The 24,724-nt window shown below is 65.7% G+C and carries 22 protein-coding genes and 1 tRNA gene; 6 read left to right on the forward strand and 17 right to left on the reverse strand.

Going from position 1 to position 24,724, the window contains the following annotated elements; all coding sequences use genetic code 11:
• Window positions 1–80: 80 nt before the first annotated feature.
• On the forward strand, window positions 81–3,683 hold the full coding sequence (locus tag KYN89_RS02790) for an error-prone DNA polymerase (RefSeq protein ID WP_222823698.1): 3,603 nt from the start codon (window positions 81–83) through the stop codon (window positions 3,681–3,683).
• 2 nt (window positions 3,684–3,685) lie between these two features.
• Window positions 3,686–4,450 (forward strand): extensin-like domain-containing protein, encoded by a 765-nt coding sequence (locus tag KYN89_RS02795; RefSeq protein WP_222824093.1) that lies wholly within the window; start codon window positions 3,686–3,688, stop codon window positions 4,448–4,450.
• Window positions 4,451–4,504: 54 nt separating this feature from the next.
• Here the strand turns inward: KYN89_RS02795 and KYN89_RS02800 are convergent, their stop codons facing one another.
• The 9 genes from KYN89_RS02800 to recJ form a co-directional block, all read right to left on the reverse strand.
• Window positions 4,505–5,047, reverse strand: coding sequence for a hypothetical protein (locus tag KYN89_RS02800; protein ID WP_222823699.1), 543 nt, complete (start codon window positions 5,045–5,047; stop codon window positions 4,505–4,507).
• Between the two features lie 120 nt (window positions 5,048–5,167).
• The gene (phoB, locus tag KYN89_RS02805) at window positions 5,168–5,857 is read right to left on the reverse strand and encodes a phosphate regulon transcriptional regulator PhoB (RefSeq protein ID WP_222823700.1); all 690 of its coding nucleotides are present in this window, start codon (window positions 5,855–5,857) and stop codon (window positions 5,168–5,170) included.
• A gap of 55 nt (window positions 5,858–5,912) precedes the next feature.
• Window positions 5,913–6,587 carry a phosphate signaling complex protein PhoU gene (gene phoU, locus KYN89_RS02810; RefSeq protein WP_222823701.1) on the reverse strand — a complete coding sequence of 225 codons (675 nt, stop codon included), beginning with the start codon at window positions 6,585–6,587 and terminating at the stop codon, window positions 5,913–5,915.
• A complete protein-coding gene (pstB, locus tag KYN89_RS02815) occupies window positions 6,584–7,354 on the reverse strand; it encodes a phosphate ABC transporter ATP-binding protein PstB (RefSeq protein WP_010237825.1) in 771 nt (256 codons plus the stop codon). Before pstB ends, phoU begins: the two co-directional genes overlap by 4 nt.
• A 14-nt stretch (window positions 7,355–7,368) precedes the next feature.
• Window positions 7,369–8,634, reverse strand: coding sequence for a phosphate ABC transporter permease PstA (gene pstA, locus KYN89_RS02820; RefSeq protein WP_222823702.1), 1,266 nt, complete (start codon window positions 8,632–8,634; stop codon window positions 7,369–7,371).
• Window positions 8,634–10,019, reverse strand: a complete 1,386-nt coding sequence (gene pstC / locus KYN89_RS02825) for a phosphate ABC transporter permease subunit PstC (RefSeq protein WP_222823703.1) — start codon at window positions 10,017–10,019, stop codon at window positions 8,634–8,636. The genes pstA and pstC overlap by 1 nt, the downstream gene beginning before the upstream one ends.
• Window positions 10,020–10,156: 137 nt before the next feature.
• Window positions 10,157–11,422, reverse strand: a complete 1,266-nt coding sequence (locus KYN89_RS02830; protein WP_222823704.1) for an ATP-binding protein — start codon at window positions 11,420–11,422, stop codon at window positions 10,157–10,159.
• 201 nt (window positions 11,423–11,623) lie between these two features.
• Window positions 11,624–11,698: transfer RNA gene (locus KYN89_RS02835), tRNA-Glu, on the reverse strand.
• 119 nt (window positions 11,699–11,817) lie between these two features.
• Window positions 11,818–13,620 carry a single-stranded-DNA-specific exonuclease RecJ gene (gene recJ / locus KYN89_RS02840; protein ID WP_222823705.1) on the reverse strand — a complete coding sequence of 601 codons (1,803 nt, stop codon included), beginning with the start codon at window positions 13,618–13,620 and terminating at the stop codon, window positions 11,818–11,820.
• A gap of 80 nt (window positions 13,621–13,700) precedes the next feature.
• Between recJ and KYN89_RS02845 the strand changes: the two genes are divergently transcribed.
• Window positions 13,701–14,186 (forward strand): flavodoxin family protein, encoded by a 486-nt coding sequence (locus KYN89_RS02845; RefSeq protein WP_222823706.1) that lies wholly within the window; start codon window positions 13,701–13,703, stop codon window positions 14,184–14,186.
• 123 nt (window positions 14,187–14,309) lie between these two features.
• Window positions 14,310–15,071, forward strand: a complete 762-nt coding sequence (locus KYN89_RS02850; protein ID WP_222823707.1) for a hypothetical protein — start codon at window positions 14,310–14,312, stop codon at window positions 15,069–15,071.
• Window positions 15,072–15,075: 4 nt separating this feature from the next.
• Here KYN89_RS02850 and KYN89_RS02855 read toward each other — a convergent pair whose 3' ends face one another.
• From KYN89_RS02855 to miaA, 3 genes are all read right to left on the reverse strand, one after another.
• Window positions 15,076–16,050, reverse strand: a complete 975-nt coding sequence (locus KYN89_RS02855) for an NAD(P)H-dependent flavin oxidoreductase (RefSeq protein ID WP_010237838.1) — start codon at window positions 16,048–16,050, stop codon at window positions 15,076–15,078.
• A gap of 70 nt (window positions 16,051–16,120) precedes the next feature.
• Complete coding sequence (locus KYN89_RS02860; protein ID WP_222823708.1) at window positions 16,121–17,176, reverse strand: amidohydrolase family protein; 1,056 nt, start codon at window positions 17,174–17,176, stop codon at window positions 16,121–16,123.
• Between the two features lie 227 nt (window positions 17,177–17,403).
• Window positions 17,404–18,342 carry a tRNA (adenosine(37)-N6)-dimethylallyltransferase MiaA gene (miaA, locus tag KYN89_RS02865; protein ID WP_222823709.1) on the reverse strand — a complete coding sequence of 313 codons (939 nt, stop codon included), beginning with the start codon at window positions 18,340–18,342 and terminating at the stop codon, window positions 17,404–17,406.
• Between the two features lie 94 nt (window positions 18,343–18,436).
• Here miaA and serB point away from each other — a divergent pair, with 94 nt between their 5' ends.
• Together serB and KYN89_RS02875 are read left to right on the forward strand one after the other, a co-directional pair.
• Window positions 18,437–19,219 (forward strand): phosphoserine phosphatase SerB, encoded by a 783-nt coding sequence (gene serB / locus KYN89_RS02870; protein ID WP_222824094.1) that lies wholly within the window; start codon window positions 18,437–18,439, stop codon window positions 19,217–19,219.
• A 73-nt stretch (window positions 19,220–19,292) separates the two neighbouring features.
• Window positions 19,293–20,138, forward strand: a complete 846-nt coding sequence (locus tag KYN89_RS02875; RefSeq protein ID WP_222823710.1) for a Coq4 family protein — start codon at window positions 19,293–19,295, stop codon at window positions 20,136–20,138.
• 4 nt (window positions 20,139–20,142) lie between these two features.
• Here KYN89_RS02875 and KYN89_RS02880 read toward each other — a convergent pair whose 3' ends face one another.
• The 5 genes from KYN89_RS02880 to KYN89_RS02900 form a co-directional block, all read right to left on the reverse strand.
• A complete protein-coding gene (locus tag KYN89_RS02880) occupies window positions 20,143–20,814 on the reverse strand; it encodes a nitroreductase family protein (RefSeq protein WP_222823711.1) in 672 nt (223 codons plus the stop codon).
• 40 nt (window positions 20,815–20,854) lie between these two features.
• Window positions 20,855–21,223, reverse strand: coding sequence for a hypothetical protein (locus KYN89_RS02885; protein ID WP_222823712.1), 369 nt, complete (start codon window positions 21,221–21,223; stop codon window positions 20,855–20,857).
• A gap of 85 nt (window positions 21,224–21,308) precedes the next feature.
• Window positions 21,309–21,716, reverse strand: a complete 408-nt coding sequence (locus tag KYN89_RS02890; RefSeq protein WP_222823713.1) for a DUF3052 family protein — start codon at window positions 21,714–21,716, stop codon at window positions 21,309–21,311.
• A gap of 2 nt (window positions 21,717–21,718) precedes the next feature.
• On the reverse strand, window positions 21,719–23,971 hold the full coding sequence (purL, locus tag KYN89_RS02895) for a phosphoribosylformylglycinamidine synthase subunit PurL (protein WP_222823714.1): 2,253 nt from the start codon (window positions 23,969–23,971) through the stop codon (window positions 21,719–21,721).
• A 44-nt stretch (window positions 23,972–24,015) separates the two neighbouring features.
• A complete protein-coding gene (locus tag KYN89_RS02900; RefSeq protein WP_222823715.1) occupies window positions 24,016–24,663 on the reverse strand; it encodes a metal-dependent hydrolase in 648 nt (215 codons plus the stop codon).
• Between the last annotated feature and the right edge of the window lie 61 nt (window positions 24,664–24,724).

The following is a 24,724-nucleotide window of genomic DNA, read 5'->3' on the forward strand; positions in this document are numbered from 1 at the left end:
GGGGCCCTGGTGTCGCGCCGCGCCCCTCCACCGCGTTGTACGCGGTCCGCCTCCCCATGCAGGACACGGGGAGGATTTAGATGCCCGAAGCACCACTCACCCCCGACAAGCGCCGGATAGAGATCGACCCCGATGGCGTCGATCCGCCACCGCGCGCGCCTTTCGTCGAGCTAGGCCTCGTCTCGTGCTTCAGCTTCCTGCGCGGCAGTTCGGACGCGGTCGACCTCGTGACCACCGCGCGAATGCTGGGCTACGACGCGCTGGGGATCGCCGATGCCAACACCATGGCGGGCGTGGTGCGCGTGCATACCGAGGCGAAGACGCTCAAGCTCAGGCCTGTTGTCGGCACACGGATCGAGACGGTCGAAGGCCTCGCCTTTCTCGCCTACCCGAAGGATCGCGCAGCTTACGGGCGCCTGTGCCGCCTCATCAGCGCCGGGCGGATGAGTACGCCCGATGGCAGATGGCAGGAGAAGGGCGTGTGCGAGATTACCCTTGCGATGCTCGCCGACCATGCTGAGGATGTTCAGCTAATTCTGCTGCCACCTGACGATCTCGATGCGCGATTCACGATTGCGGTGCCGAGCAACGTTATCCCGTTCCGTCATCCCGGACTTGATCCGGGATCCCGCTTTTCTTCCCACACCGGTGCAGAAGAAGCGGGACCCCGGCTCGGGGGCCGGGGTGACGAGAACGTCATGATGATCCCCGCCGCTTTCCCCAGGCTCATCCCACACCTCACCGCGCAACTGCCCACCCTACGCCATATTGCGGCGGCGTATCTCTATCGCGGCGACGATATCGCGTGGATCGACCGGCTCGACGCCATGGCGCGCGAGCACGGCCTGTCGCTGCTCGCCACCAACGACGTGCATTACCACGTGCCCGAGCGGCGGCCGCTCAATGACGTCATGACGGCAATCCGCCACAAGACGACTGTGGAGGCCGCCGGCCACCTGCTCCACGCCAATGCCGAGCGGCACCTGAAATCGCCGGACGAGATGATCCGCCTGTTCGCACGCTGGCCCCATGCCATCATGGCGTCACGCGATATCGCGGATGCCTGCACCTTCAGTCTAGACGAGCTGCAATACGAGTATCCGAGGCGCGCCTATCCCGACGGCATGACCCCGCAGCAACATTTGGAACAGCAGACGTGGGAGGGTGCAAAATGGCGCTATTCCAATGTGATACCTTCCAAAGTTAAAACCACGCTTGAGTATGAGCTGGGGCTGATCGGCAAGCTCGATCTCGCCCCCTATTTCCTCACCATCAAGGAAATCGTCGATTTCGCGCGCAGCCAGACGCCCCCGATCCTGTGCCAGGGGCGCGGCAGCGCCGCCAATTCCGCCGTGTGCTTCTGCCTCGGTATCACCAGCGTCGATCCTGCCGAGCACCAGTTGCTGTTCGACCGGTTTCTCTCCGAAGAGCGCAGTGAGCCGCCCGACATCGATGTCGATTTCGAGCATGAGCGGCGAGAGGAAGTCATCCAGCATATTTACAGGGAGTATGGGCGGGATCGCGCCGGACTGTGCGCCACCGTCATTCACTATCGCCCGCGCATGGCGATCCGCGAGGTGGGCAAGGCCATGGGCCTGTCGGAAGACGTCACCGCCTCGCTCGCACGCACCGTATGGGGTGGCTGGGGGCGCGAGATCGGCGAGGATCACGTGGCCGAAACGGGCATGGATATCACCGATCCGCATTTGAGGCGCGTTCTCACACTCACCAGCCAAATGATTGGAATGCCGCGACATCTTTCCCAGCATGTCGGCGGGTTCATCCTCACCGACGGATTGCTGACCGAGACCGTGCCGATCGGCAATGGCGCGATGCCTGACCGCAGTTTCATCGAATGGGACAAGGACGACATCGACGATCTTGGCATCTTCAAGGTCGATGTACTCGCGCTCGGGATGCTGACCTGCATCCGCAAAGGCCTCGATCTGCTGGAGGACCATTACGACCGTCCGCTGACCCTCGCCACCATCCCGCAGGAGGATCCGGCGGTGTACGACATGCTGTGCAAGGGCGATTCGCTCGGCGTATTCCAGGTCGAGAGCAGGGCACAGATGAACATGCTGCCGCGCCTGCAACCGCGCCAATTCTACGATCTGGTGGTGCAGGTCGCGATCGTGCGCCCCGGCCCGATCCAGGGCGATATGGTCCACCCCTATCTCAAGCAGCGGCGATTGGCGCGCGCGGGAAAGACCGATTTCCAGCTTCCTGCGCCCGCGCCCGAGCATGGTCCGCCAGACGAGCTGTCCTCGATCCTTGGGCGCACTTTCGGGGTGCCGATCTTTCAGGAGCAGGCGATGAAGATCGCCATCGATGCGGCCAGGTTCTCTCCGGCAGAGGCCAACCGCCTGCGCCGGGCGATGGCCACCTTCCGCAGCCGGGGAATGGTGCATGCGCATGAGGAAATGATGGTCGGACGCATGATAGAGCGTGGCTACGACCCCGATTTCTCCCAGCGCTGCTTCGACCAGATCAAGGGTTTCGGGGAATATGGCTTCCCGGAGAGCCATGCGGCTAGCTTCGCGCACCTCGTCTACGTCTCCAGCTGGCTCAAGTGCCACTATCCGGCGGCCTTCGCCTGCGCGCTGCTCAATTCGCAGCCGATGGGCTTTTACGCGCCCGCACAGATCGTGCGAGACGCGGCCGAACATGGGGTCGCGGTGCTGCCGGCGGATGTGAATGGGTCGGACTGGGATTGTACGCTGGAGGAAATTTCTCCCCCCTCGGGCGAGGACATGAGGCCCATGGCCCTGCGCCTCGGCCTGCGCCAGATCGACGGTTTCCCTGAGCATGTCGCGGCCAAGCTGGTCGCGGAGCGGGTGGAGCGCGGCTCTTACCGCGATGTCGCCGAGCTGCGCGACCGTGCGGGACTTGCTCCCTCGCATGTCGAGCGGCTCGCCAGCGCCGATGCCTTCCAGTCGCTCGACCTGCCGCGCCGGCAGGCTCTGTGGGACGCGCGCAGCCTGATCGCCGCGCCAGACCTGCCGCTGTTCCGTGCAGCGGCAGAGCGTGAGGAGGGGGCGGAGAAAGCCCGCACCGCGCTGCCCGTCATGCCGCTCTCCGAAGAAGTGGTCGCGGATTACCAGACCACCCGGCTCAGCCTGAAGGCGCATCCGATGACGTTTCTGCGCGCAGACCTGGCCGCGCGTGGCTTCGTGCGCGCGTGCGACCTGCGCGAGCGCAAGTTCCGCAGCATGGTGCAGGTCGCGGGCGTCGTGCTGATCCGGCAGCGGCCGGGCAGTGCCAAGGGCGTGTGCTTCATCACGCTGGAGGACGAGACGGGGGTGGTGAACCTGGTCGTGTGGCCCGATCTCAAGGAAAAGCAGCGCAAGGTGGTGATGGGCGCGCGGCTGATGGAGGTGCGCGGGCGGGTGGAGTACGATGACGAGGTGATCCACGTCATCGCCCACCACATGACCGATGCGACACACATGCTTGCACGCCTGTCCGACGATGCGCTGCGCTATGAGCTGGCGCGCGCGGACCATGTCAATTCACCGCTGCCGTCAGGTAAGATCAATCCGCGCGATGACCTGCGCGACGGGGCGGAGGATCCCGCTGGCGGCCAAGCGACCCGCCCCCGCGATCTGATCGACGAGCTGCCGAACACCGGGGGTCATCCACGCAATGTCCGGATCATTCCCAAGTCACGCGACTTTCATTGATGATGAGCGAGGGCAAGCGACATTCCCGATGGCTGCGTGGCGTCATTCGCGTGCTGAGGCCGCTCGCCAGCCTCGGCACCGACCGGCGCGTGCTCGCGATCCTGATCCTGCTGGCGCTGTTCGTCGGCGGGCGGGTATGGCTTGCGGAGAACCCGGGAAGCAATCCGTGGGCCCCGCTCGACCTGCGCGACGAGCCGGGTTGGGCCACCCGCTCGAAGATCGCGGCGCTGCGGGACGACCCGGCGCAATGTCGCGCGGTGCTGGAGCGCAGCGAAGTTGCCTTTACCGCGCTGGAGTCGCTGGGCGAGGCGCCATGCCTTCGCGCCAACCGCACACGGCTCGATGACTTTCCCTACGCGGGTGACCGGCCCGACACGACCTGCGCGACCGCCGCCGCGCTGGAAATCTGGCGGCATGACGCCGTGCAGCCCGCCGCACGAGACGTCTTCGGCCAAGAGGTTGCGCGGATCGAGCATTTCGGCAGCTTCAGCTGTCGGCGGATGTACGGGCGCGAAGAAGGCCCGTGGAGCGAACATGCCACCGCCAACGCGATCGACATCGCGGGCTTCGTGCTGGCGGATGGGACGCGGATCGAGGTGGTCAATGACTGGCAGGGGGAGGGCGACAAGGCCCGCTTTCTGCGCGAGGTCCGCGATGGTGCGTGCCGAGCCTTCGGCACCGTCCTCTCACCCGATTACAACGAGGCGCACCGCGACCACTTTCACCTCGATCAGGCGGCGCGTGGGTTAGGCGGGGTGTGTCGCTGAATCGCTACCCGATCCCGCCGTCGTGCTAGCACTCATTACCTATCGGGTGGATATCTAACGCTTCTCAATCTCTTGTGCGATCTCGTCCAGCGCGATCAAATGTGCGAGTGGGATTTCGATTACGATCTGCCTGCCGTCGCGCGAGTAAAAACTGAACCATTTCTTATCCCTGGCGCCCCCGTACACCTGATCGCGGGTGAGCTTGACGCCCACCAATTCGTTCCGGTCGCACATCGCCCCGCTGCAATTCGTACTGGATCGGTCCAGCGTTGTCAGTCGCTGGCGCGGGATGTAGCCGTAGTCCATCTCGTTGAAATCGGCCCAGGAAGAAGCCCGGTATGTCGCTTCCACGACCAGAAAATAGGCCGTAGGTTCCTCCGCATATCGACGGACGGTCAAACGGCCGGTGACCTTATGGGTCACCATCTTGACCTTGATCTCCGGGGCCACGAATTCGTGGTTCCCATCGCTAAAATCCGGCGTGAAACGGATTTCCGTACCGTTAGCGGCTTCCATCGGGAGGGAGGCCTGGCTCGCGGCCGGAGAGGACAAGCCGATACTCGCCAAAATCAACATGCCAAGAAGAAGCTTCTTCATCTGTCACCCCCGCGCAGAGCGTATCGTTCGGCTCTGCATTACGTGCAGCCACGATCACCGTCGAAGCAATTCGACGCGTTCTCTTGGGCTCGGCAAGATAGCTGCCAGCTTAACCGTCGGTCAAACCGCCTCAAGCGCGTATCCGGCGGAGCGGACCGTGCGGATCGGGTCGCTCGCGCCTTCGAGCTCCAGCGCCTTGCGGAGCCGCCGGATATGCACATCGACCGTGCGCAACTCGATATCGCTGCCCGTGCCCCATACGCCGTCGAGGAGCTGCCCTCGGCTGAACACACGACCCGGGCTCTCCATGAAGAACTTGAGCAGGCGATACTCGGTCGGCCCCAATTGCAGGTTGCGCCCGCGCCGCTCGACCTTGTGCGCAACGGGATCGAGCTTGATATCTCCGACCTCGATCGTTTCACCTGCGAGGGCAGGGCGGATGCGACGCATCACCGCAGCAACCCGGGCGAGCAGTTCGCGGGGGCTGAACGGCTTGGTCAGGTAGTCGTCCGCGCCGGTTTCCAGCCCTCGGACCCGGTCATCCTCCGCCTCGCGCGCGGTCAGCATGATGATCGGGACGTGTGCGGTCCCTTTGTCGCGGCGCAGGCGGCGACAGACCTCGATCCCGCTGGTCCCCTCGATCATCCAGTCGAGGATGATCAGGTCGGGCACGTCCTCGCTCGCCATCAGCAGGGCTTCGTCGCCATCGGCGGTTACGCGGACCTGATAGCCCTCGTTGGCGAACCGGAATTCGAGCAGCTCGGCCAGGGCCGGGTCGTCTTCGACAAGGATCAGCTTGGCAGAAGGCACTGGGTGTCTCGCTAATATGCGGCTGATTTGCCTGTTACGGCGGACCAGCCGTGGGTCAATTCTCTTCTTCGTCGAGCGGATAATCGCCGGTCGCGGCGAAATAGACCATCTCGGCCACGTTGGTCGCGTGGTCGCCGATACGCTCTATATTGCGGGCCACGAACAGCAGCTGCGCCGCGCTCGAAATGGTCGCAGGATTTTCAACCATGTGGCTGACAAGATTGCGGAAAATGGAATTGTAGAAGGCGTCCACCTTCTTGTCCTGCGCGATCACTTCGCGGGCCAGCGCGGCATCGCGCGCGGCATAGGCGGTCAGCACATCGTGCACCATCTCCGCCGCGACGTCGGCCATCGCGGGCAGCAGGGTGAGCGGTTCGAACCGCGTGCGCCCTTCGATCCGCCCGACGCGCTTGGCGATGTTCTTGGCATAATCGCCGATCCGTTCGACCACGCCGGCGATCTTCAGGGCGGCGATCACTTCGCGCAAATCGTCCGCCATCGGAGCGCGCAGGGCGATGATCTTCACCGCGAGCCGGTCGACCTCGCTTTCCAGCGCATCCAGCTTGCGGTCGTCCGCGACGATCCTCTCGGCCAAGACCTCGTCCCCGCGGATCAGCGCGTCGAGCGCGCCTTCCAGAGCGGTTTCAGCCAGGCCGCCCATCTCCGTGATGAGCCCGCGCAGCCGGGTGATGTCCTCATCGAAGGCTTTGACTGTGTGTTCCGAGATCATCCGTAGCGTCCGGTGATATAGTCTTTGGTTCGTTCTTCGAGCGGATTGGTAAAGATCTGGTCCGTCGGACCATATTCTACCATCTTGCCGAGGTGGAAAAAGGCGGTCCGCTGCGAAACGCGCGCCGCCTGCTGCATCGAGTGGGTCACGATGACGATCGCGTAGCGGCCGGCCAGATCGTCGATCAGCTCCTCGATCTTGGCGGTCGCGATCGGGTCCAGCGCAGAAGCCGGTTCGTCCATCAGGATGACTTCGGGGTCGACCGCGATCGCCCGCGCGATGCATAGGCGCTGCTGCTGGCCACCGGAGAGCGCGGTACCCGACTCGCCCAGGCGATCCTTGACCTCGTTCCACAGACCGGCGCGCTGCAGCGAGCGTTCGACGATCTCGTCCAGCTCGCCCTTGCTTTCCGCCAGACCGTGAATCTTGGGGCCGTAGGCGATGTTTTCGTAAATCGACTTGGGGAAGGGGTTGGGCTTCTGGAACACCATCCCGACCCGGGCACGCAGCTGAACAACATCCATGCCGCTGGAATAGATGTCTTCGCCGTCGAGCTCGATCTGACCCTCGACGCGGGCCGAAGGGATCGTGTCGTTCATGCGGTTAAGTGTGCGCAGGAAGGTCGACTTTCCGCAACCCGACGGCCCGATAAAGGCGGTGACGAACTTCGTCGGGATGTCGATCGACACATCGTCGATCGCCTTCTTGTCACCATAGAAGACCGAGACGTCGCTTGCGCGCATCTTGGGCTCGGCCTTGTCGTCCATGTCGTGGATTACGGTCACCAGGTTTTCTCGAACTTGTTGCGCAGATAGATGGCGAGGGCATTCATCACCAGCAGGAACAGCAGTAGCACGATAATCGCCGCGCTGGTCCTTTCGATGAAGCCGCGGTCGATTTCATCCGACCACAGGAAGATTTGCACCGGCAGCACCGTGGCGGGCGAGGTGAAGCCATCGGGCGGGGTGGCGACGAAGGCGCGCATCCCGATCAGCAGCAGCGGGGCGGTCTCGCCCAGCGCACGCGCCATGCCGATGATGGTGCCGGTGAGAATGCCGGGCAGGGCGAGCGGCAGCACGTGATGGAACACCACCTGCACAGGGCTTGCGCCGACCGCCAGCGCACCGTCGCGGATCGAGGGCGGCACCGCCTTGATCGCGTTGCGTCCCGAAATGACGATCACCGGCATCGTCATCAGCGCCAGCGTCATCCCCCCGACCAGCGGGGCGGATCGCATATTGGGGAAGATCCACAGGAACACCGCAAGACCGAGCAGCCCGAAGATGATCGACGGGACCGCCGCGAGGTTGTTGATCGACACCTCGATAATGTCGGTCCAGCGGTTCTTGGGCGCGTATTCTTCCAGATAGAGCGCAGAGAGCACGCCGATCGGGAAAGCGAGCGCGAGGGTCACGATCATGGTCAGGATCGATCCCTTGAGCGCGCCCCACACGCCGACCTGTTGCGGGTCGGTCGCGTCGGAGCGGGTCAGGAAGCCCCAGTCGAAACGCTTTTCCAGATAGCCCTCGCGTTCAAGCTGGGCGGCCAGCGCCTGCATTTCGGGCGAGCCTTCGCCGTCCATTCCGCTTGCCAGATCGCCGCTCGCCGGCAGCCAGAAGGTCTCCTGCCCGCGCAGCATGGCAGGGTCGGCGCGCAGATCCTCGGCAACCTCGCGCCAGGCGTCCTGGCTGAGCTGTTCGGCACCCGCTGCGCCCATGCGCTGTTCGGCGGCAAAGGAGACGATCTCGGGCAGGCCCTGCATTTCGAGCGTCTGCACCGCACCGGGCTGGCTGAGTGAGGCGGCGTCTCCGGCGAGGCCCGATTTAGCAAAGTCGATCTGCACCTGCAGCTCGGCACGCTGGAAGCCGCCGACACCGTTGATGGTCATGTTGCCGAGCAGCACGAACAGGATCGCGATCGACACGATGATCGCAAACAGGCCGAACAGCTTGAACCGCCGTTCCTGCGCGTAGCGCTGCTTCAGGCGCTTTTCGAACGCCGCGCTGCGGGTCGGCCGGCGCGCTTCGGTATCTGCGGGACTGGTCATTATTCGTACGCCTCCCGGAAGCGCTTCACGACGCGCAGGGCGATGAAGTTGAGCAGCAGGGTGACCATGAACAGCACGAAGCCGAGCGCAAAGGCGCTGAGCGTTGCCGGATGGTCGAAACTGCCTTCGCCGGTCAGCAGGGCGACGATCTGCACCGTCACGGTGGTCATCGCTTCCAGCGGATTGGCGGTAAGATTGGCGGCGGTGGAAGCGGCCATCACCACGATCATGGTTTCACCGATCGCGCGGCTGACGGCCAGCATGACGCCGCCGACAATGCCCGGCAGCGCGGCGGGGATGAGGACCTTCTTGATCGTTTCGGATTTGGTCGCGCCCATGGCCAAGCTGCCATCGCGCATCGATCCGGGTACGGCCGCGATACTGTCATCTGCCATCGAGGATACGAAGGGGATGATCATCACCCCCATCACCAGCCCTGCGGCGAGCGCGCTTTCGGAGGACGCGTTTTGAATACCCACCGCCTGCGCAGCATCGCGGATCGCCGGGGCGACCGTGAGCGCGGCGAAATAGCCGTAGACGACGGTCGGCACGCCCGCGAGAATTTCGAGAGCGGGCTTGATGATCTTGCGCCAGCGAGAGCTGGCATATTGGGTCAGGTAGATCGCGCTCATCATGCCCAGCGGGATGGCCACGATCATGGCGATAATCGCGCCGATGAAGATCGTGCCCCAGAACAGGGGGATCGCCCCATAGCGGTCGCCCTGCGGTGCCGCCGGATTGGACATGGGATCCGGGTTCCAGCTCAGCCCGAACAGGAAATCGACGGGGGAGACCATGCCGAAGAAACGGATCGTCTCGAACACCAGGCTGGCGAGGATGCCGAAGGTGGTCAGGATCGCGACCAGCGAGGCAAGCAGCAGCACGCCCATCACGGCGCGTTCCACCTTCACCCGGGCGGTGAAGGCGGGCCGCACCCGGGTGAACGCCCACAGTCCCAAAATGACCGCCAGCGCCAGTGCGAAGCCGAAGCCGACCAGCGTGTAGAAGCGCGAAGCCTCGCGAAACGGTTCGACCAGGGCGGCAGCGTCGGGATTGAACACGCCCGCCGCTTGACCGTAGGCGACCGCGCGCGCTTCGGCGAGCATCGACTGACGCTGGAAACCGAAGGTGGGCAGGCTCTGGCCCGCAGGCGTTGCGGGCACCCACTGGTCGACCAGAATGGGCGAGAGGATGCTCCAGAACACGGCGAACAGGGCGAGCGGCACCGCTACCCAGATCGCCACGTACCACGCGTGATAGCCGGGTCGCGATACGATCCGCGGCGCATCCTTGTCGCGGCTGAAGGCACGGGCCTTCGCGCGCCCCGCGAGCCAGCCGGCCAGCCCGAGGCCGATCGCAAGCAGGAAGAGAAAGACGGGTGACATGCGGTTGGCGGCCCCTTGAGTGGTGTTCGGAGATGCCGCCGCCAGCGCGATCATCCCCTTGTTTGAGAATCAGAAGCGAGTGAAATGCCGCGTGTCTAGCGGGCCCCGGCTCGCGTTGTTGAAACTATGTGGCAGGGTTATGACAGTCTGTCCGGTTCGTCTGAAATTGAGTCCGGCTGTGCCGTTCGGGCAAACCGTTCCAGCACCGCATCGGGTGCCGGACGGCTCTTGCCCAGCCGCGGCAGGCGCACGGTGACGATGGTGCCGCGACCCACTTCGCTATCGATGTCGAGCCGCCCGTGATGGCGCTCGACGATATGCTTGACGATTGCGAGGCCCAGTCCAGTGCCGCCGGACTGGCGGCTGCGGCCTGGATCGGTGCGATAGAAGCGCCGCGTCAGATGCGGCAGGTGCTCCGCTTCGATTCCGTCGCCGCGATCTTCCACCTCAAGCTTGGCTTCGCCCAGCGCCGATTCGCTCAACCGGACGGTGACCGGAGTGCCCTCGCGCCCGTATTTGAGCGCGTTGTCTACCAGATTGCGGACCAACTGCTCCAGCTGCTGCGGATCGCCAAGAACTTCGAACTCCTCGCTCGCCTCGAAAGCCAGTCGCTCGATTCGGTTGGGCCCGGCACCCTCGCGTGCGGCACGTTCGACCAGCGCGTTGAGCGGCACGGGCTGCTCTGGGCGATCGTGCTTTTCCGCTTCCACCCGCGAGAGAGACATGAGGTCGCTGACGAGATTCTGCAGCCGCTGCGCCTCGCGGTGGATGGTGTCGAGGAACTTGCGCGCGGTCGCTTGGTCGATGTCCTCCGGGTTTTCGCTCAGGGTTTCGACATAGCCGATGATCGAGGACAGCGGGGTGCGCAGTTCGTGGCTGGCATTGGCGACGAAATCGGTATGCGCGCGACTGATATCGGATTCGGCAGTCTTGGATACCAGCTCGACCACGCTCGAGCGGTCGTCGATTGCATAACGGCTGACCCGCCACACGTCCTTGCGGCGGACCAGCCCGGTGACGATCGCTTCGCCGTGATCTTCGGAATCGAGCAGCGCGATCGCGCGCGGGTGACGCAGCGCGACCCGGATATCCTGCCCGACGACATGATGGCCGAGCAGCTTGCGGGCGGAGCCATTGGCAATCACCACGCGCTTGCGGTCGACCAGCAGCAGCGGGGAATAGGCGTTCTCGATCATCTCCGCGAGCCGGGCGCGCGAAATCCCCTCCGGTCGCGGATCGGGCTCTGCTCGCTGTTCGTCGGGCTGGGTGATCCACAGGGTCAGCGTCCAGACAAGCCAGACCGCCAGTGCATAGCCAACGCCGATCCCGGCCAGCATCAGCAGGAAGACGCTGCAGGTGGCGATGATTACACCGGCCCAGGGGAATGTGAGCGGCTTGTGCATGGCGGCCTGCCTAGGGTGATTTGTCGGCCTGCGCCAGAGCGCGGGCACGGACGCGGAGTTGGCTTGGGGAAAATTCGGTTCGCGCCATGCAAGAGCACGGCCGCAGATGCCCAGCACGCAGCCTCGCCTGGCCCCAGAAGGGGAGTTGAAGTCTGTCTGTCATCGGGAGCAAAATCGCCGGCGATCATGCCAGCATCCGGATGGTGACCCCTACGGGAATCGAACCCGTGTTTCAGCCGTGAAAGGGCCGCGTCCTAACCGCTAGACGAAGGGGCCACATCCGGAACTGCTTCTGGCGGAGCGGCGAAAAAGCCGGGGACCGCCGAAGCGAGCCGCGCATCTAGGGGCGTCGTTTGAAGCGGTCAAGCCCCGTCATTCGCAATTGTGCAGGTATTTTACGGTTCGATGAAAGCTGCGTCCTCGAGGTGCAATTCCGCACGCGGCGTATTGGCCCAGGTATCGACCTTTGCGCGACCGGCGAGCCACATCCGCGTGCCCGGATGCGCGGCAAGCAAAGCCTGGCCCCAGTCGCTGTCTGCTGCGCGAAAAGCGATCGCCTTGATCGAGCCGCCATCGCGCGATCCCGCAACCAGCCGCACATGATCGCTGCCGACCCGGTCGACCTTCACCAGATGCACAGGGCCGATTGCGATTCGCGGGCCGGGCCAGCCCATGCCGTAGGGACCGCCGCGCTCCAGCGTCTCGACCAGTTCGACCGTCAGCCCACGCGGGCCGAGCGAGAGGTCGAACCCGAGCGATGCCTCCGCGCTCGCGGCAGCGACCTGTCGTTCGAGCCGCGATTCGAGCCAGTCTGCAAACGCCTCGATCTTGTCCTCATGCACGGTCAGCCCGGCGGCCATCGCGTGTCCGCCGCCTGCCTCCAGCAGGCCTTCCTCGCGCGCGGCCATGATCGCCGCGCCAAGATCGACGCCGGGAATCGAGCGCCCCGATCCCTTGCCGACCCCGGTCTGACTGTCGCGCGCGATTACCAGTGAGGGGCGCCCGGTCTTTTCCTTGATTCGCCCTGCGACGATCCCGATCACGCCCGGGTGCCAGCCATCGCCATGGACGATTCGCACCGCCCGGTTGCCTTGCCCGGCCAGCTGCGCCTCACCCGCTTCCTGCACTTCCGCCTCGATCGCGCGCCGTTCCTCGTTCAGCTGCGATAGCTGGGCGGCGATCTGGGCGGCTTCTTCCGGGTCTTCGGTCGTCAGCAGGCGTACGCCGAGCGTCGATTCGCCCACGCGCCCGCCAGCATTGATTCGCGGGCCGAGCGCGAAGCCAAGATCGGACGAGATGGGTGCCCTGGTAAGGCGACTTGCATCGATCAGCGCGCTCATTCCAATATTGGCGCGCTTGGCCATCACCTTGAGACCCTGCGACACGAACGCGCGGTTGAGGCCGTGGAGCGCGGCGACATCGGCAACCGTGCCCAGCGCCACCAGATCGAGCAGACCGCGCAGATCCGGCTCCTTGCGGTCCTTGAAATAGCCGTGCGTCCGCAGCTTCCTCACCAGCGCGATCGCGACCAGGAAGGCAACGCCGACCGCGGCAAGGTGGCCGTGGGCCGCCGCCTCATCCGCCTCGTCGAGCCGATTGGGATTGACGAGGGCGAGGGCAGGCGGGCGCTCGGGCGAGCATTTGTGGTGGTCGATCACGATCACCTCCACGCCCGCATTGCGCGCGGCGGCCAGCGCCTCGTGCGCCATCGCGCCGCAATCGACCGTGACCACCAGGCTCGATCCCTGTTCGCCCAGCTTGACCAGCGCCTCTCCGCTGGGGCCGTAGCCTTCCAGCAGCCGGTCGGGGATGTAGTAGTCCGCTTCGTGCCCAAGCATGCCGAACAGGCGGATCAGCAGCGCAGCCGAAGTTGCGCCATCGACGTCGTAATCGCCGTAGATGGTTACTTTCTCGCGCGTCAGGATTGCCTGCGCGAGACGCTCTGCCGCCACCTCCATGTCCTGAAAGATCGAGGGGTCGGGGAGGAAGGCGGCAAGCTTCGGCTCGCGCTGGCGTTCCAGATCGTCGCGCGCGACGCCGCGTGCGAGCAGCAGCTGGGTCAGGATGTCGTCGCCAAGGCCGGCGGCCGGGCCGTCATACTGGTTCGGTCCTCCGCGCCAGCGCCAGCTGCGCCCGCCGAGCGAGCGCTCGACACCGCAGACGAGGGTGGCGTTGGAATTTGGAGCAGTGGTGGCCATGGGGCTTCCTAGCGCGCCTTGCGGGTAGAACAAAGCGCGGCCCCGTTGACTTTCGACAGGGCGGGCGGAGGGTAGACACGATGGCCGATCCCACTCTTCTGATCACATGGCACAGCCGTACCGGCGCGAGCGAGGCGATGGCGCGTGCCGCCGCCAACGGGGCAGGCAATGCGGCGCGCTTGCTCGCCGCGCACGAGGTGATGCCCGAAGACCTGCTGGCGGCGGGCGGGTACATGTTCGTCTGCCCGGAGAACCTCGCGACGATGAGCGGGGTGATGAAGGAGATGTTTGATCGCTGCTATTACCCGGTGCTTGGCCGAATCGAAGGCCGCGCCTTCGCGACGATCATCTCCGCCGGGTCCGACGGGGAGGGCGCGCAGGCGCAGATCGACCGGATTGCGCAGGGCTGGCGGCTGAAGCGGGTGGCGGATCGCATCATCGTGAACATGCAGGCGCAGACGCCCGAGGAGATTCTGGCGCAGAAGACCGTGCCCGACGATCGCCTGGCAGAATGCGAGGCGCTGGGCGAGGCGATGGCCGAAGGGTTGCGGATGGGCGTGTTCTGACCTTTCTCAACCTGTTCGACTCCGGAGCAATCCTGCGCCGCGGCACTCGACGTAACGCGCTGTTATCCGCAAGGGATGTACCCGGGCGTTTCCGGCGGTGAGACGCCGGGCTAGGGGATCTGCATGTCCGCTCACTCTGACGATCCGGCGCGACCCGACCCGGCCGACGATCTGCTGATCCTGGTCCCGCGTGAGGCGCGGCCGACTGCCGACGCGATCGCGCAGATCGCCCGGGACGCGCCATGGCTCGACCTTGCCGGGCCTGAGCTTGGCGGCACCGCCGGCGGGGCCATCGCGTTGCAGCGCGCCGGGCTTGGCTTCGACCTTGCCGGTCTCGCTCCCGGCGTGCCGCTGCCCGTGCCGCACCCGCTGTCCGCGCGCGAGCTACCGGAGGACTTCGCGCCCGCCAGCATCGCCGCCGTGTCGCTGCGGCTCGGTCCGCATATCGAGGCGGGGCGGGGCAATCTTGCGATCCTGCGCGAGTGGTTCGCGCTTGCCGCCGCGCTGGCCGATGCGCTGGGCGCAGCTGGCATCGTGTGGACGCCGGCAGGCCTCGCGCTCGGCCCCGCGCTGCTGGCCCGCAACCTGCAGGCATGGACTGCGCGCGGTGAGCTGCCCGTGACGCTGCTCGCCAGCTTCCACCCCACGCTCGACGGGGCGGTGCAGAGCAGTGGGCTCGCCTTCTTCACCGGGCAGGAGTTCCGCATCGAACCCCAGCTCGTCGGCGGAACCCAGCAAGTCGATACGCTCGCCCGGCTGCTGTTTCGCCACCTGGTCTATGCCGGGCCGCAGTCCGAAACCGGGCATCTGTCCACGCCCGATGGGCACCCGCTGCGGATCGAGGCCGCGGCAGACGGACGCACGATCCGCGTGTGGCCCGGCTGAGCCGCTAGTAGGGGGCGGAAGCCTCGTCGAGCGCGGCCTTGGCTTCCTTGTACTCACGCTCCAGCCGGTCGACCATGTCGGCCACACTCCCGACGGACTTGACCGCGCCGATACCCTGGCCCGAGCCCCAGATATCCTTCCACGCCTTGGCCTTGGAGTTGCCACCGCTGCCGAAGTTCATCTTCGACGGATCGCTTTCGGGCAGGTCGTCCGGGTCGAGCCCGGCCGCCTCGATCGAGCTGCGCAGGTAGTTGCCGTGCACGCCGGTGAACAGGTTCGTGTAGACGATGCCTTCAGCGCTGCTGTCCACGATCCCCTGCTTGTAGCCCTGATCGGCGTTGGCTTCTTCGGTCGCGATGAACGCGCTGCCGATGTAGCCGAAATCGGCCCCCATCGCCTGCGCGGCGAGGACCGAGCGGCCCGTCGCGATCGAGCCCGACAGCGCGATCAGCCCGTCGAACCACTCGCGAATCTCGTGCATCAAGGCGAAGGGCGACTGCGTGCCCGCATGGCCGCCCGCACCGGCTGCGACCGGGATCAGCCCGGTCGCACCCTTTTCGATCGCCTTGTGGGCAAAGCGGTTGTTGATGACATCGTGCAGCGTGATCCCGCCCCAGTTGTCCACTGCCTGGAACACCTCTTCACGCGCGCCGAGCGAGGTGATGACCAGCGGCACCTGCCACTTCTCGCACACCTGCATATCCTCTTCGAGGCGGGCATTGGAGCGGTGGACGATCTGGTTGACCGCGAAGGGAGCGGCGGGGCGATCCGGATTGTCGCGGTTGTGCGCGGCCAGCTCTTCGGTGATCTGGTGGAGCCATTCATCGAGCACGCCCGAAGGCCGCGCGTTCAGCGCCGGGAAGCTGCCGACGACCCCCGCCTTGCACTGGGCGATGACCAGTTCCGGCCCGGATACGATGAACATCGGCGAACCGATGATGGGCAGGCGAAGGCGATCGAACGGGGCGGGAAGGGGCATTGAAGGTCTCTCCGGACTGGGTGTTTGCGTGTGGGTCTATGCGCCGATTCCGGCGGTGTCGAGATTGCCGTTACGTCAACTCGAGCAGATGCTCGATGTCATAGACCCGCGCCGCGTTGCCCGCGAACAGCGCGCGCTTCTCCTCATCCGAGGCACCTGAAGCGAGCCGTTTCAACGCGTTCCACACGGTGGCGTAGCTGCCCGCCCACTTGTCCACCGGGTAGTTGCTTTCGAACATCGCGCGACCCGGGCCGAACGCCTCGATGCAGGTATCGACATAGGGCCGCCACATCTGCGCCAGTTCTTCGGATGACACGCTGTCGGTCGGCCCCTCGGCGGGCATCCCGCAGAACTGCATTGCGAGACCGCCAAGCTTCACGACCACGTTCTGGCACTTGGCAAGCTCGCGGATCGAGCTACGCCAGCGCTCGAAGTTCTCGTCCAGCTTGCCCGCGTAGCACGCGCTGCCCAGCGGTGTGCCGCAATGATCGAGCACGATGGTCTGGTCGGGGAAGGCCTTTGCCAGATCGATCACGTCGCCCAGCTGGGGCTCGAGCACCCAGGCATCGAAGGTCATCCCGCGCTTGCCCAGTTCGGCAAAGCCTTCGCGGAAGGCGGCATCGCGGTAGAGCCCTTCGGGATGGTGGAATGCAGGGCCGAGCACGCTGGGGTCGGCATCCCATGCGCCTGCGTGACGGATGCCCTTGAAGCGGGGGCCGCCAGCCTGAGCCAGCGCATCGAGTACGTCGCCCGCCTCCGCACCAAGGCGCAAGTCCGCATGGCCGACGATCCCGGCGCATGGCCGGGTGTCCCCGTATAGCCCGCTAGCGCCCTGTGCGGCGACTCCTCGGACGAACTCGACCTCGCCCACGACCTTCATCGCCTCGCTGCGCGACACATCGTAGAACGCGCCGCATTCCATGAACACCGTGCCGATGATCCGGTGGCCGCTGGCGGTGTCGGCCATGAACTGGTCGAATGTGTAGTGCGCGGAGAGGCCAACCGTTTCGAGAAACGGATGAAGCGGTTCGGGGAACGCGCCGAGCAACGCGCGCAGATCCCACAAGTGGTGGTGCGGGTCGATGATCGCCAGGTCGGGTTCGATGATCGCTTCGGGCGGGGTCATGCGCTCTCCTTGGTCCGGGTGGCACAGAGAGCGGGGGTGGCTGCAAAACCGGCTTCGAGGGGATTTCGCCTTGCGATCAATCGCATGGGTGGCACGGCGGCGCGCGCAGTGTCACCTTTCGCATTTTGTGGGCGAAGCCTCGTCTGCATCCTCTCTCCGGTCTCTTCTGTGTGAAGTAGATCCATGGGGCGCAGCCTGCCGCAACCGGGCCGTGTAGGGAAGGGCCGTTATCCCAGCGCGGCGAGCGCATCCTCGGCGCTCTCCTCGCGCGGCCAGTCTTGCGGAGGCTGGTGCCGCAGCCAGGTATATTGCCGCTTGGCATAGTTGCGGGTGGACCGCTGGCCTGTCTCGATCATCTCGTCGCGCGAGCATTCTCTGCGCAGCCAGCCCGCAATCTCGCGCACGCCGATGGCGCGCATCACCGGCAGATCGGGGTCCAGATCGCGCGCCATCAGCGCCTCCACCTCCGCCACCGCGCCCTGTTCCAGCATCGCCGAAAACCGCGCATCGCAGCGGGCGTAGAGCCACTCGCGCTCCGGCAGCAGGATGACCGGCGACAGCGCGACCCGGTCCGCGATCCCGCCTTCCTTGCGCTGTTGCCACTCGCCCAGCGTCAGCCCGGTCGCGCGGACCACCTCCAGCGCGCGGGCGATGCGCTGTGTGTCGCCCGGGTCGAGCCGCGCGTGGCTCGCCGGGTCTGCCGTCGCGAGCTCAGCAAAGGCATCGCGCGTAGGCAGGGCGCGCACTGCGTCGCGGACATCGGCAGGGATGGCGGGGACGGGCGCGATCCCCTCCATCAGCGTGCGGATATAGAGGCCTGTGCCGCCGACCAGGATCGGCACATCGCCGTGGGCGTGGATATCGGCAATCTCGCGCTTCGCAGCCTCGGCCCATTGCGCGGCGGAGCAGGCCTGCGCCCCGTCCCACGCACCATAAAGGCGATGCTCTGCCTGCGCGATCTCGTCTGCCGAGGGTCGCGCGCTCAGCACCTGCAGGTCGGCATAGACCTGCGCGCTGTCCGCATTGACGATCACGCCCTTGCGGCCTTCGTTCTTCAGCCGCTCCGCCAGGTCGAGCGCCAGCGCGCTCTTGCCGCTGGCGGTCGGCCCTGCGATGAGCATCAGAGGCCCTTGCACCGCTTTTCCGGAGATCTCGTTCGTGCTCATCGCCCGTGTCCTAGCAGAGCCCGTGCCCTCCGAGGCAAGCCTGCAATCGCTGGAGGCCGCATTATCCGCCGCCGGACAGCCCTTTGCCGAAGCGATGATGCTGGAACATTGCGGCGAGGTGCTGGAAATCTCCATTCCCGAGGGCACCCGCGATGTCGTCGCCGCGCTCGTGGAGGAGCATCTCGCCCCCATCGCCGCGCTGTTCGCCGACGATACGATCGCGATTCCCCGCCTGCTGGTGAGCGACATGGATTCGACCATGATCGGGCAGGAATGCATCGACGAGCTGGCCGATTTTCTGGGCGTGAAGGATCAGGTCGCCGCGATAACCGAGCGCGCGATGCGCGGCGAACTCGATTTCGCAGGCGCGCTGGATGAACGCGTCGCCCTGCTCGAAGGGCTGGAGGAAACCGCGATCGAGCAGTGCCTGGCTCAGCGGATTTCGCCCACGCGCGGCGCGGGCACGGTGATCGCCACGCTCTCCGCCCACGGCGCGCGCTGCGTGCTGGTGACCGGCGGGTTCCACCGCTTTGCCGACCCGATTGCGGAGCGGCTCGGGTTTGATCGGGTGGTCGGCAATCGCCTGCTGATCGAGGGTGGCAAGCTGTCGGGCAAGGTCCAGAAGCCGATCTGCGACAGCGCCACGAAGGAGCGGACCTTGCGCGAGGAAGCCGCCGAACTGGGCGACGGGGCACGCACGCTCGCGCTCGGCGACGGGGCGAACGACACGCCGATGCTGCGCGCGGCGGATTACGGCGTCGCCTACCGTGCCAAGCCCGCGACCCGCGCTGCGGCGAACGGGTGGATCGATTGCCAGGATATGACCGCGCTGCTGCTGCTGCTGGGGATCGACCGAAAGAGCTGGGTCCGCCGCTGAGGCGCTTGTACAAAAAGCCTTGAACAGATCGCGGAGAGCGTTTATTTACACTGGTGTCAGTAAGGAACATCGCATGACTGAAGCCAGCTCTGTTGATCCCGCAGCCTCCGCAGTCGAATGTGCGCGCGACGGTACGCCGCTGCGCGATCCGGCGCGTCCGGTCCCCAAATACCGCCCGCTGACAGCGATCCATCACTTCCGCGAACTGCTGAAGGACAAGGAAGACACCAGCCACGTCTTCCGCATTTTCGAGGCATTGCCGCACAAGAGCTTCATGCCGCGCGTGCGTGAACTCACGCTCAGCGAGCAGGGCGAGCGGCTGCGCGCCGAAGAGCCGTATCTGCCGCCGATCCTCGACGATCACGAAACCTTGCGCAAACTACCGCAGGGCACCGTCGCGCACGCCTATTGCGACTTCATGGAGCGCGAAGGGCTGTCCGCTGCCGGGCTGGTGGCCGAGGCGGACAAGCTCGGCCGGCCGAAATATGACGATCTGGTCCAGTGGTTCGGCTTCCGCAGCCGCGACACGCACGACCTGATGCATGTGCTGACCGACTATGGCCGGGATGCGCTTGGCGAACAATGCGTGCTGCTGTTTACCTATGGCCAGCAGCCGAGCCATGGCCACCTGCTGATCGGCTATGCCGGGGCGTGGAACATCAAGAAGATGACCGGGCGTAGCAAGGCGCCGGTGTACAAGGCGGTGCGTCAGGCACAGCGCACCGGCACGGCGTGCCCCGCGCTGGTGGGCATGTCGATCCGCGAATTGCTGGCCATGCCGCTGGACGAGGCGCGGGCGAAGCTCAACATCCCCGAACCGCACTGGTATCGCGAATGCCACCGGATGTGGAAGGAAGAGGGGATCGACCCTTACGACCTGCTCGGCAGCGAGCCGAAGGGCGCGCCCGCCGCGGCGTGACCCGCTAGAGCCAGCTGGCGATCCGGCTGAGCGGCTTCTTGTCGAGCGCGTGTTCGGGCACGGTGGCATCCGCTGCCGCATGCCCCGCGACTACGATCATCATCGGTTTCTCCCACTCGGGCCGCCCGCATATCTCGCGCAGGAAACCCATCGGCGAAGGCGTGTGGGTCAGCGTTGCCAGCCCCGCCTCGTGCAGCGTCGCCAGCAACAGGCCGCACGCGATCCCGACGCTTTCGGTGACATAGTAGTTCTGCGTCTGCCCATCCTCCGCGATCCCGCCCTTGCGCTGCGCGAAGCACACGATCAGCCACGGCGCGGTTTCGAGGAAGGGCTTGTCCGCATCCGTGCCCAGCGGGGCGAGAGCATCGAGCCATTGCTCGCCCGCCTTGCCGGCATAGAACGCGCGCTCCTCCGCCTCCGCCGCCTCACGAATCGCGCGCTTTTTCTCGGGCGAGCCGACGACGGTGAAATGCCATGGCTGGTGGTTAGCGCCATTGGGCGCGGTGCCCGCCGCGAGGATCGCCGCCTCGATCACTTCGCGCGGTACGGGCGTGTCGGCAAAGCTGCGGCAGGAGTGGCGGGTCTTCAGGCGATCGTACGCGGCGCGGGCGCGCGCGATCCGCTCTTCGTCGGTGAGGTGGGGCAGTGCGGGGAAGGGGTGGTGACGCTCGCTCATCGCCCCTCCTTATCCGCGCCGCTCCTGCGTGTCGAAAGGCTCAACGCATCCGCGCCGTGGTCTCTCCGGTGGAGCCGTTATGATACAGCGCGACCTGGCCCTCCATCTCGCAGAAGTTGATTTCCGGCCAGGCGACCTGCTCGCCATCGACCTCGTAGACGACCAGAATGTCCCACCAGCAGGTGTCGGCGGAGCGGGAGAAGTCGATGTTGAGGACATCGTCGTCCTCCAGCACATCGAAGCCGAGCAGGTCTTCTTCCCAGTCGTCGGTGCCGGTGGGCGAGATGTAGATTTCGGAAATGGTGTAGCCGGTGCGGTTGGTGACCGACAGCACCTCGTCCTGCGCCAGCGCGGGCGCGCAAAGCGCCATGCTGCCCGCCAGCCCGGCGAGCATTGCCCAGTGTTTCATAGATCGAATCCCCTCCAAATCGAGGCGACCCGGGCCTGTATCTAGCAGCGGGCAGATCGAGCGGGAAGCCGATCCGGCCTGCGCATCACCGCAAATCCTTGCGGATCACCAGTTTGAGCCCCGACCATGTCTCGTCCACCGCGCACACTTTCGTATCGACCAGCCCGATCGGCAGCGCGACCTCGCGGATCGTGTCTTCGGAGACATCGGTTGGCACCTTGGATGCCTGCTTCGGCCAGCTCACCCAGATATGGCCGTCGGCTGCGATCTGCTTGCGCAACGTGGCGAGCAGGCTGCTCAGCTCTTCGCGCGTGGTCACGAAGATGTGCGCCGCGTCGATTCCCTCCGCAGGATCGGCGACGAAGATCAGGTCCAGCGCATATTCGCCGATCTCGTCCTGCACATTCTCGGGCATGGCGTGAAACCACACCCGCTGATCGTCGCGCAGGTTGAGCTTCTTGGCCAGAGGCGTTTCGGAGTAGCCTGCGGGCACGATCAGCCCTCCATCCACTCCTGGAAGAACGCCTCGTTCGCGGCGCGCAGCTCGTCCACCTCCACGCCCAGCAGGCTGTCGCCGCCGACCGTGCCCAGACGCCGGAAGCCGACCAGCGCGGCGGCTTCGCTCTCGGGGCCCTCGGCGACGATCGCGTTGAACGCTTCGACCTTGTCCGGGCTGACGGTGACGACGTAGCGGCTCTGGTCCTCGCCGAACCACCACTGCGCAGGCGTATAGGCATCGTTTGCGGTGACCTCCGCGCCGATATTGCCCGCCAGAGCCATTTCGGCCAGCGTCACGGCGAGCCCGCCGTCCGAGCAGTCGTGCACCGCGCTCAGCAGGCCTTCCTCGATCAGCCGCAGCACGATCTCACCCGCACCGCGCTCTGCGAGCAGGTCGACCGGCGGCGCGCGGCCTTCGTCGCGGCCGTGAATCTCCTTGAGCCACAGCGACTTGCCAAGGTGCGAGCGGACCGGATCGGGCTTGGCCCAGAACTCGGGCGCGATCAGGTAGATCGCATCGCCTTCGCCCTTGAAACCGATGCTGGTGAGGGTGTCGTAATCCGCGACCAGCCCGACCCCGCCGATGGCCGGGGTGGGGAGGATCGCCGAGCCGCCGCCGGTCGCCTTGCTTTCATTGTAGAGCGACACGTTGCCGCTCACGACCGGGAAGTCGAGCGTGCGGCACGCCTCGCCCATGCCATCGAGCGCATGGACGATCTGGGCCATGATCTCGGGCCGCTGGGGGTTGGCGAAGTTGAGGCAGTTGGTGATCGCGAGCGGCTTCGCGCCCACCGCGCACAGGTTGCGGTAAGCCTCAGCCACCGCCTGTTTGCCGCCTTCGTAGGGGTCGGCATGGACATAGCGCGGGGTGCAATCGGTGCTGATCGCGAGCGCCTTCTTCGTCCCGTGCACGCGCACCACGCCCGCATCGCCGCCGGTCTGCAGCGTGTCGGCACCCACCTGACGGTCGTATTGTTCGAAGATCCACCGGCGCGAGGCGAGGGCGGGGCTGCCCATCAGTTTGAGCAGGTCGGCCCCGACATCAGCGCTGTCTGGCACGTTCTTCATGGGCGTGATCTTCGCCCACTGCGTGTATTCCTCGCGGCTGAGGTAGGGCCGGTCGTAGAGCGGCGCATCGTCGGCTAACGGGCCGAGCGGAATGTCGCACACGGTCTCGCCTTCGAAATCGAGGACCATGCGGCCCGTATCGGTCACTTCGCCGATGACCGCGAAGTCCAGTTCCCACTTCTCGAAGATGGCGCGGGCTTGTGGCTCGCGGCCGGGCTTGAGGACCATAAGCATCCGCTCCTGGCTCTCGCTCAGCATCATTTCGTAAGGGGTCATCCCCTCTTCGCGCTGGGGCACGTCGTCCATCTTGAGGCGGATGCCGACGCCTCCATTGGACGCCATCTCGACGCTGGAGGAGGTCAGCCCCGCCGCGCCCATATCCTGAATCGCGACGATTGCGTCGGTCGCCATCAGTTCGAGGCACGCCTCGATCAGCAGCTTTTCCGTGAAGGGGTCGCCGACCTGCACGGTGGGGCGCTTGGCCTCGGCGTCTTCCTCGAAATCCGCGCTCGCCATAGTCGCGCCGTGAATCCCGTCGCGCCCGGTCTTGGAGCCAACATAGACGATCGGATTGCCCACGCCGGTGGCGGCGGAATAGAAGATCTTGTCCGCGTCCGCGACGCCGACGGTCATCGCGTTGACGAGGATATTGCCGTCATAGGCCGGGTCGAAATTGGTCTCGCCGGCGACGGTCGGCACGCCCACGCAATTGCCGTAGCCGCCGATCCCCGCGACCACGCCTTGCACCAAATGCTTCATCTTCGGATGGTCGGGCCGCCCGAAGCGCAGCGCGTTGGCGTTTGCCACTGGCCGCGCACCCATGGTGAAGACATCGCGAAGGATGCCCCCAACGCCGGTCGCCGCGCCCTGATAGGGTTCGATATACGACGGGTGGTTGTGCGACTCCATCTTGAAGATCGCGGCCTGACCGTCGCCGATGTCGATCACGCCCGCATTCTCACCCGGGCCGCAGATCACCCACTCGGCCTCGGTCGGCAGCTTCTTGAGGTGCAGGCGCGAGGACTTGTACGAGCAATGCTCGCTCCACATCACCGAGAAGATGCCGAGTTCGAGGAGGTTGGGCTCCCGGCCCAGCGCGTTAAGGACGCGCTCGTATTCCTCGGGGCTCAGCCCGTGCTGTTCGACGACTTCGGGGGTGATCTGGGATGCGTTGGTAGCCATGCGGGCGCGCTTAAACCGCTCCGCGTGCCAGCGCCAGTCCTACGCTATCGTTTCGCACGCCGCGTGTGGCCCAGCCACCATGCGCCAAGCGTGGCGAGCGCGTAGGCGACAAACGCGGTGATCGAGATCGCGGGCGTCACCGCCTCCGGCTCCGGCCCGAACCAGTTGACCGCCTGCAATCCCAGCAGCAGCACGCCGAGCACGATCGCAGGCCCCGCGGGGCCGCGCGTGCGGGAGAGGAAAAATGCCAGCGCGCCGAAGGTCAGCGCCAGTTCCAGCGGCATTTCCACCGACGGATAGTTCCACAGGCCGAGGCCCAGCTTGGGCGGATGGCCTGCCAGTGTCAGGTCTGGGCGATGGACGAGCAGATCGAGCAGCCAGTGGGATAGTACCACACAGCCCGCCAGCACGCTCGCCAACCGGTCGCGCGTGACCAGCCATGCAAGCACTGCAAAGCCTACCGCGAACCCCGCGCTGCCCAGCAGGCTGTGCGTATAGGGCATGTGGTAGAGGTCCATCGGGTTCATCGCGGTGATCCCGGGGGAGACCCGCATGTCCTCGATCCCCAGCAGCAGGAAAGCGAAGAACGCCCAGTCGACCGCCTGCGCCGCGATGAAATACAGCGCCAGCCGGGGGCGCTTCGGCGTCAGCGCCGCGGCCACGAATGCGGGCGCGAAATGACCGATGAACATGTGCTTTCTTCCCCAAACCCCGCGTGCGCTTGCTTGACCCGGCTTCGGCGGGGCGTCAATG

Origin of the sequence: Alteriqipengyuania abyssalis, assembly GCF_019857185.1 — a bacterium.
GTDB classification, from domain to species: Bacteria; Pseudomonadota; Alphaproteobacteria; order Sphingomonadales; family Sphingomonadaceae; genus Alteriqipengyuania; species Alteriqipengyuania abyssalis.

Bases quoted from the DNA above. Each gene is read 5' to 3' on its own strand.
- serB (WP_222824094.1), top strand. From the start codon at position 18,437: ATGATGCTGGAACATTGCGGCGAGGTGCTGGAAATCTCCATTCCCGAG.
- KYN89_RS02885 (WP_222823712.1), bottom strand. From the start codon at position 21,223: ATGAAACACTGGGCAATGCTCGCCGGGCTGGCGGGCAGCATGGCGCTT.
- pstC (WP_222823703.1), bottom strand. From the start codon at position 10,019: ATGTCACCCGTCTTTCTCTTCCTGCTTGCGATCGGCCTCGGGCTGGCC.
- KYN89_RS02800 (WP_222823699.1), bottom strand. From the start codon at position 5,047: ATGAAGAAGCTTCTTCTTGGCATGTTGATTTTGGCGAGTATCGGCTTG.
- KYN89_RS02860 (WP_222823708.1), bottom strand. From the start codon at position 17,176: ATGACCCCGCCCGAAGCGATCATCGAACCCGACCTGGCGATCATCGAC.
- purL (WP_222823714.1), bottom strand. From the start codon at position 23,971: ATGGCTACCAACGCATCCCAGATCACCCCCGAAGTCGTCGAACAGCAC.
- KYN89_RS02855 (WP_010237838.1), bottom strand. From the start codon at position 16,050: ATGCCCCTTCCCGCCCCGTTCGATCGCCTTCGCCTGCCCATCATCGGT.
- KYN89_RS02845 (WP_222823706.1), top strand. From the start codon at position 13,701: ATGGCCGATCCCACTCTTCTGATCACATGGCACAGCCGTACCGGCGCG.
- recJ (WP_222823705.1), bottom strand. From the start codon at position 13,620: ATGGCCACCACTGCTCCAAATTCCAACGCCACCCTCGTCTGCGGTGTC.
- KYN89_RS02875 (WP_222823710.1), top strand. From the start codon at position 19,293: ATGACTGAAGCCAGCTCTGTTGATCCCGCAGCCTCCGCAGTCGAATGT.
- KYN89_RS02900 (WP_222823715.1), bottom strand. From the start codon at position 24,663: ATGTTCATCGGTCATTTCGCGCCCGCATTCGTGGCCGCGGCGCTGACG.
- KYN89_RS02790 (WP_222823698.1), top strand. From the start codon at position 81: ATGCCCGAAGCACCACTCACCCCCGACAAGCGCCGGATAGAGATCGAC.
- KYN89_RS02795 (WP_222824093.1), top strand. From the start codon at position 3,686: ATGAGCGAGGGCAAGCGACATTCCCGATGGCTGCGTGGCGTCATTCGC.
- KYN89_RS02880 (WP_222823711.1), bottom strand. From the start codon at position 20,814: ATGAGCGAGCGTCACCACCCCTTCCCCGCACTGCCCCACCTCACCGAC.
- KYN89_RS02830 (WP_222823704.1), bottom strand. From the start codon at position 11,422: ATGCACAAGCCGCTCACATTCCCCTGGGCCGGTGTAATCATCGCCACC.
- miaA (WP_222823709.1), bottom strand. From the start codon at position 18,342: ATGAGCACGAACGAGATCTCCGGAAAAGCGGTGCAAGGGCCTCTGATG.
- phoU (WP_222823701.1), bottom strand. From the start codon at position 6,587: ATGATCTCGGAACACACAGTCAAAGCCTTCGATGAGGACATCACCCGG.
- pstB (WP_010237825.1), bottom strand. From the start codon at position 7,354: ATGGACGACAAGGCCGAGCCCAAGATGCGCGCAAGCGACGTCTCGGTC.
- KYN89_RS02850 (WP_222823707.1), top strand. From the start codon at position 14,310: ATGTCCGCTCACTCTGACGATCCGGCGCGACCCGACCCGGCCGACGAT.
- pstA (WP_222823702.1), bottom strand. From the start codon at position 8,634: ATGACCAGTCCCGCAGATACCGAAGCGCGCCGGCCGACCCGCAGCGCG.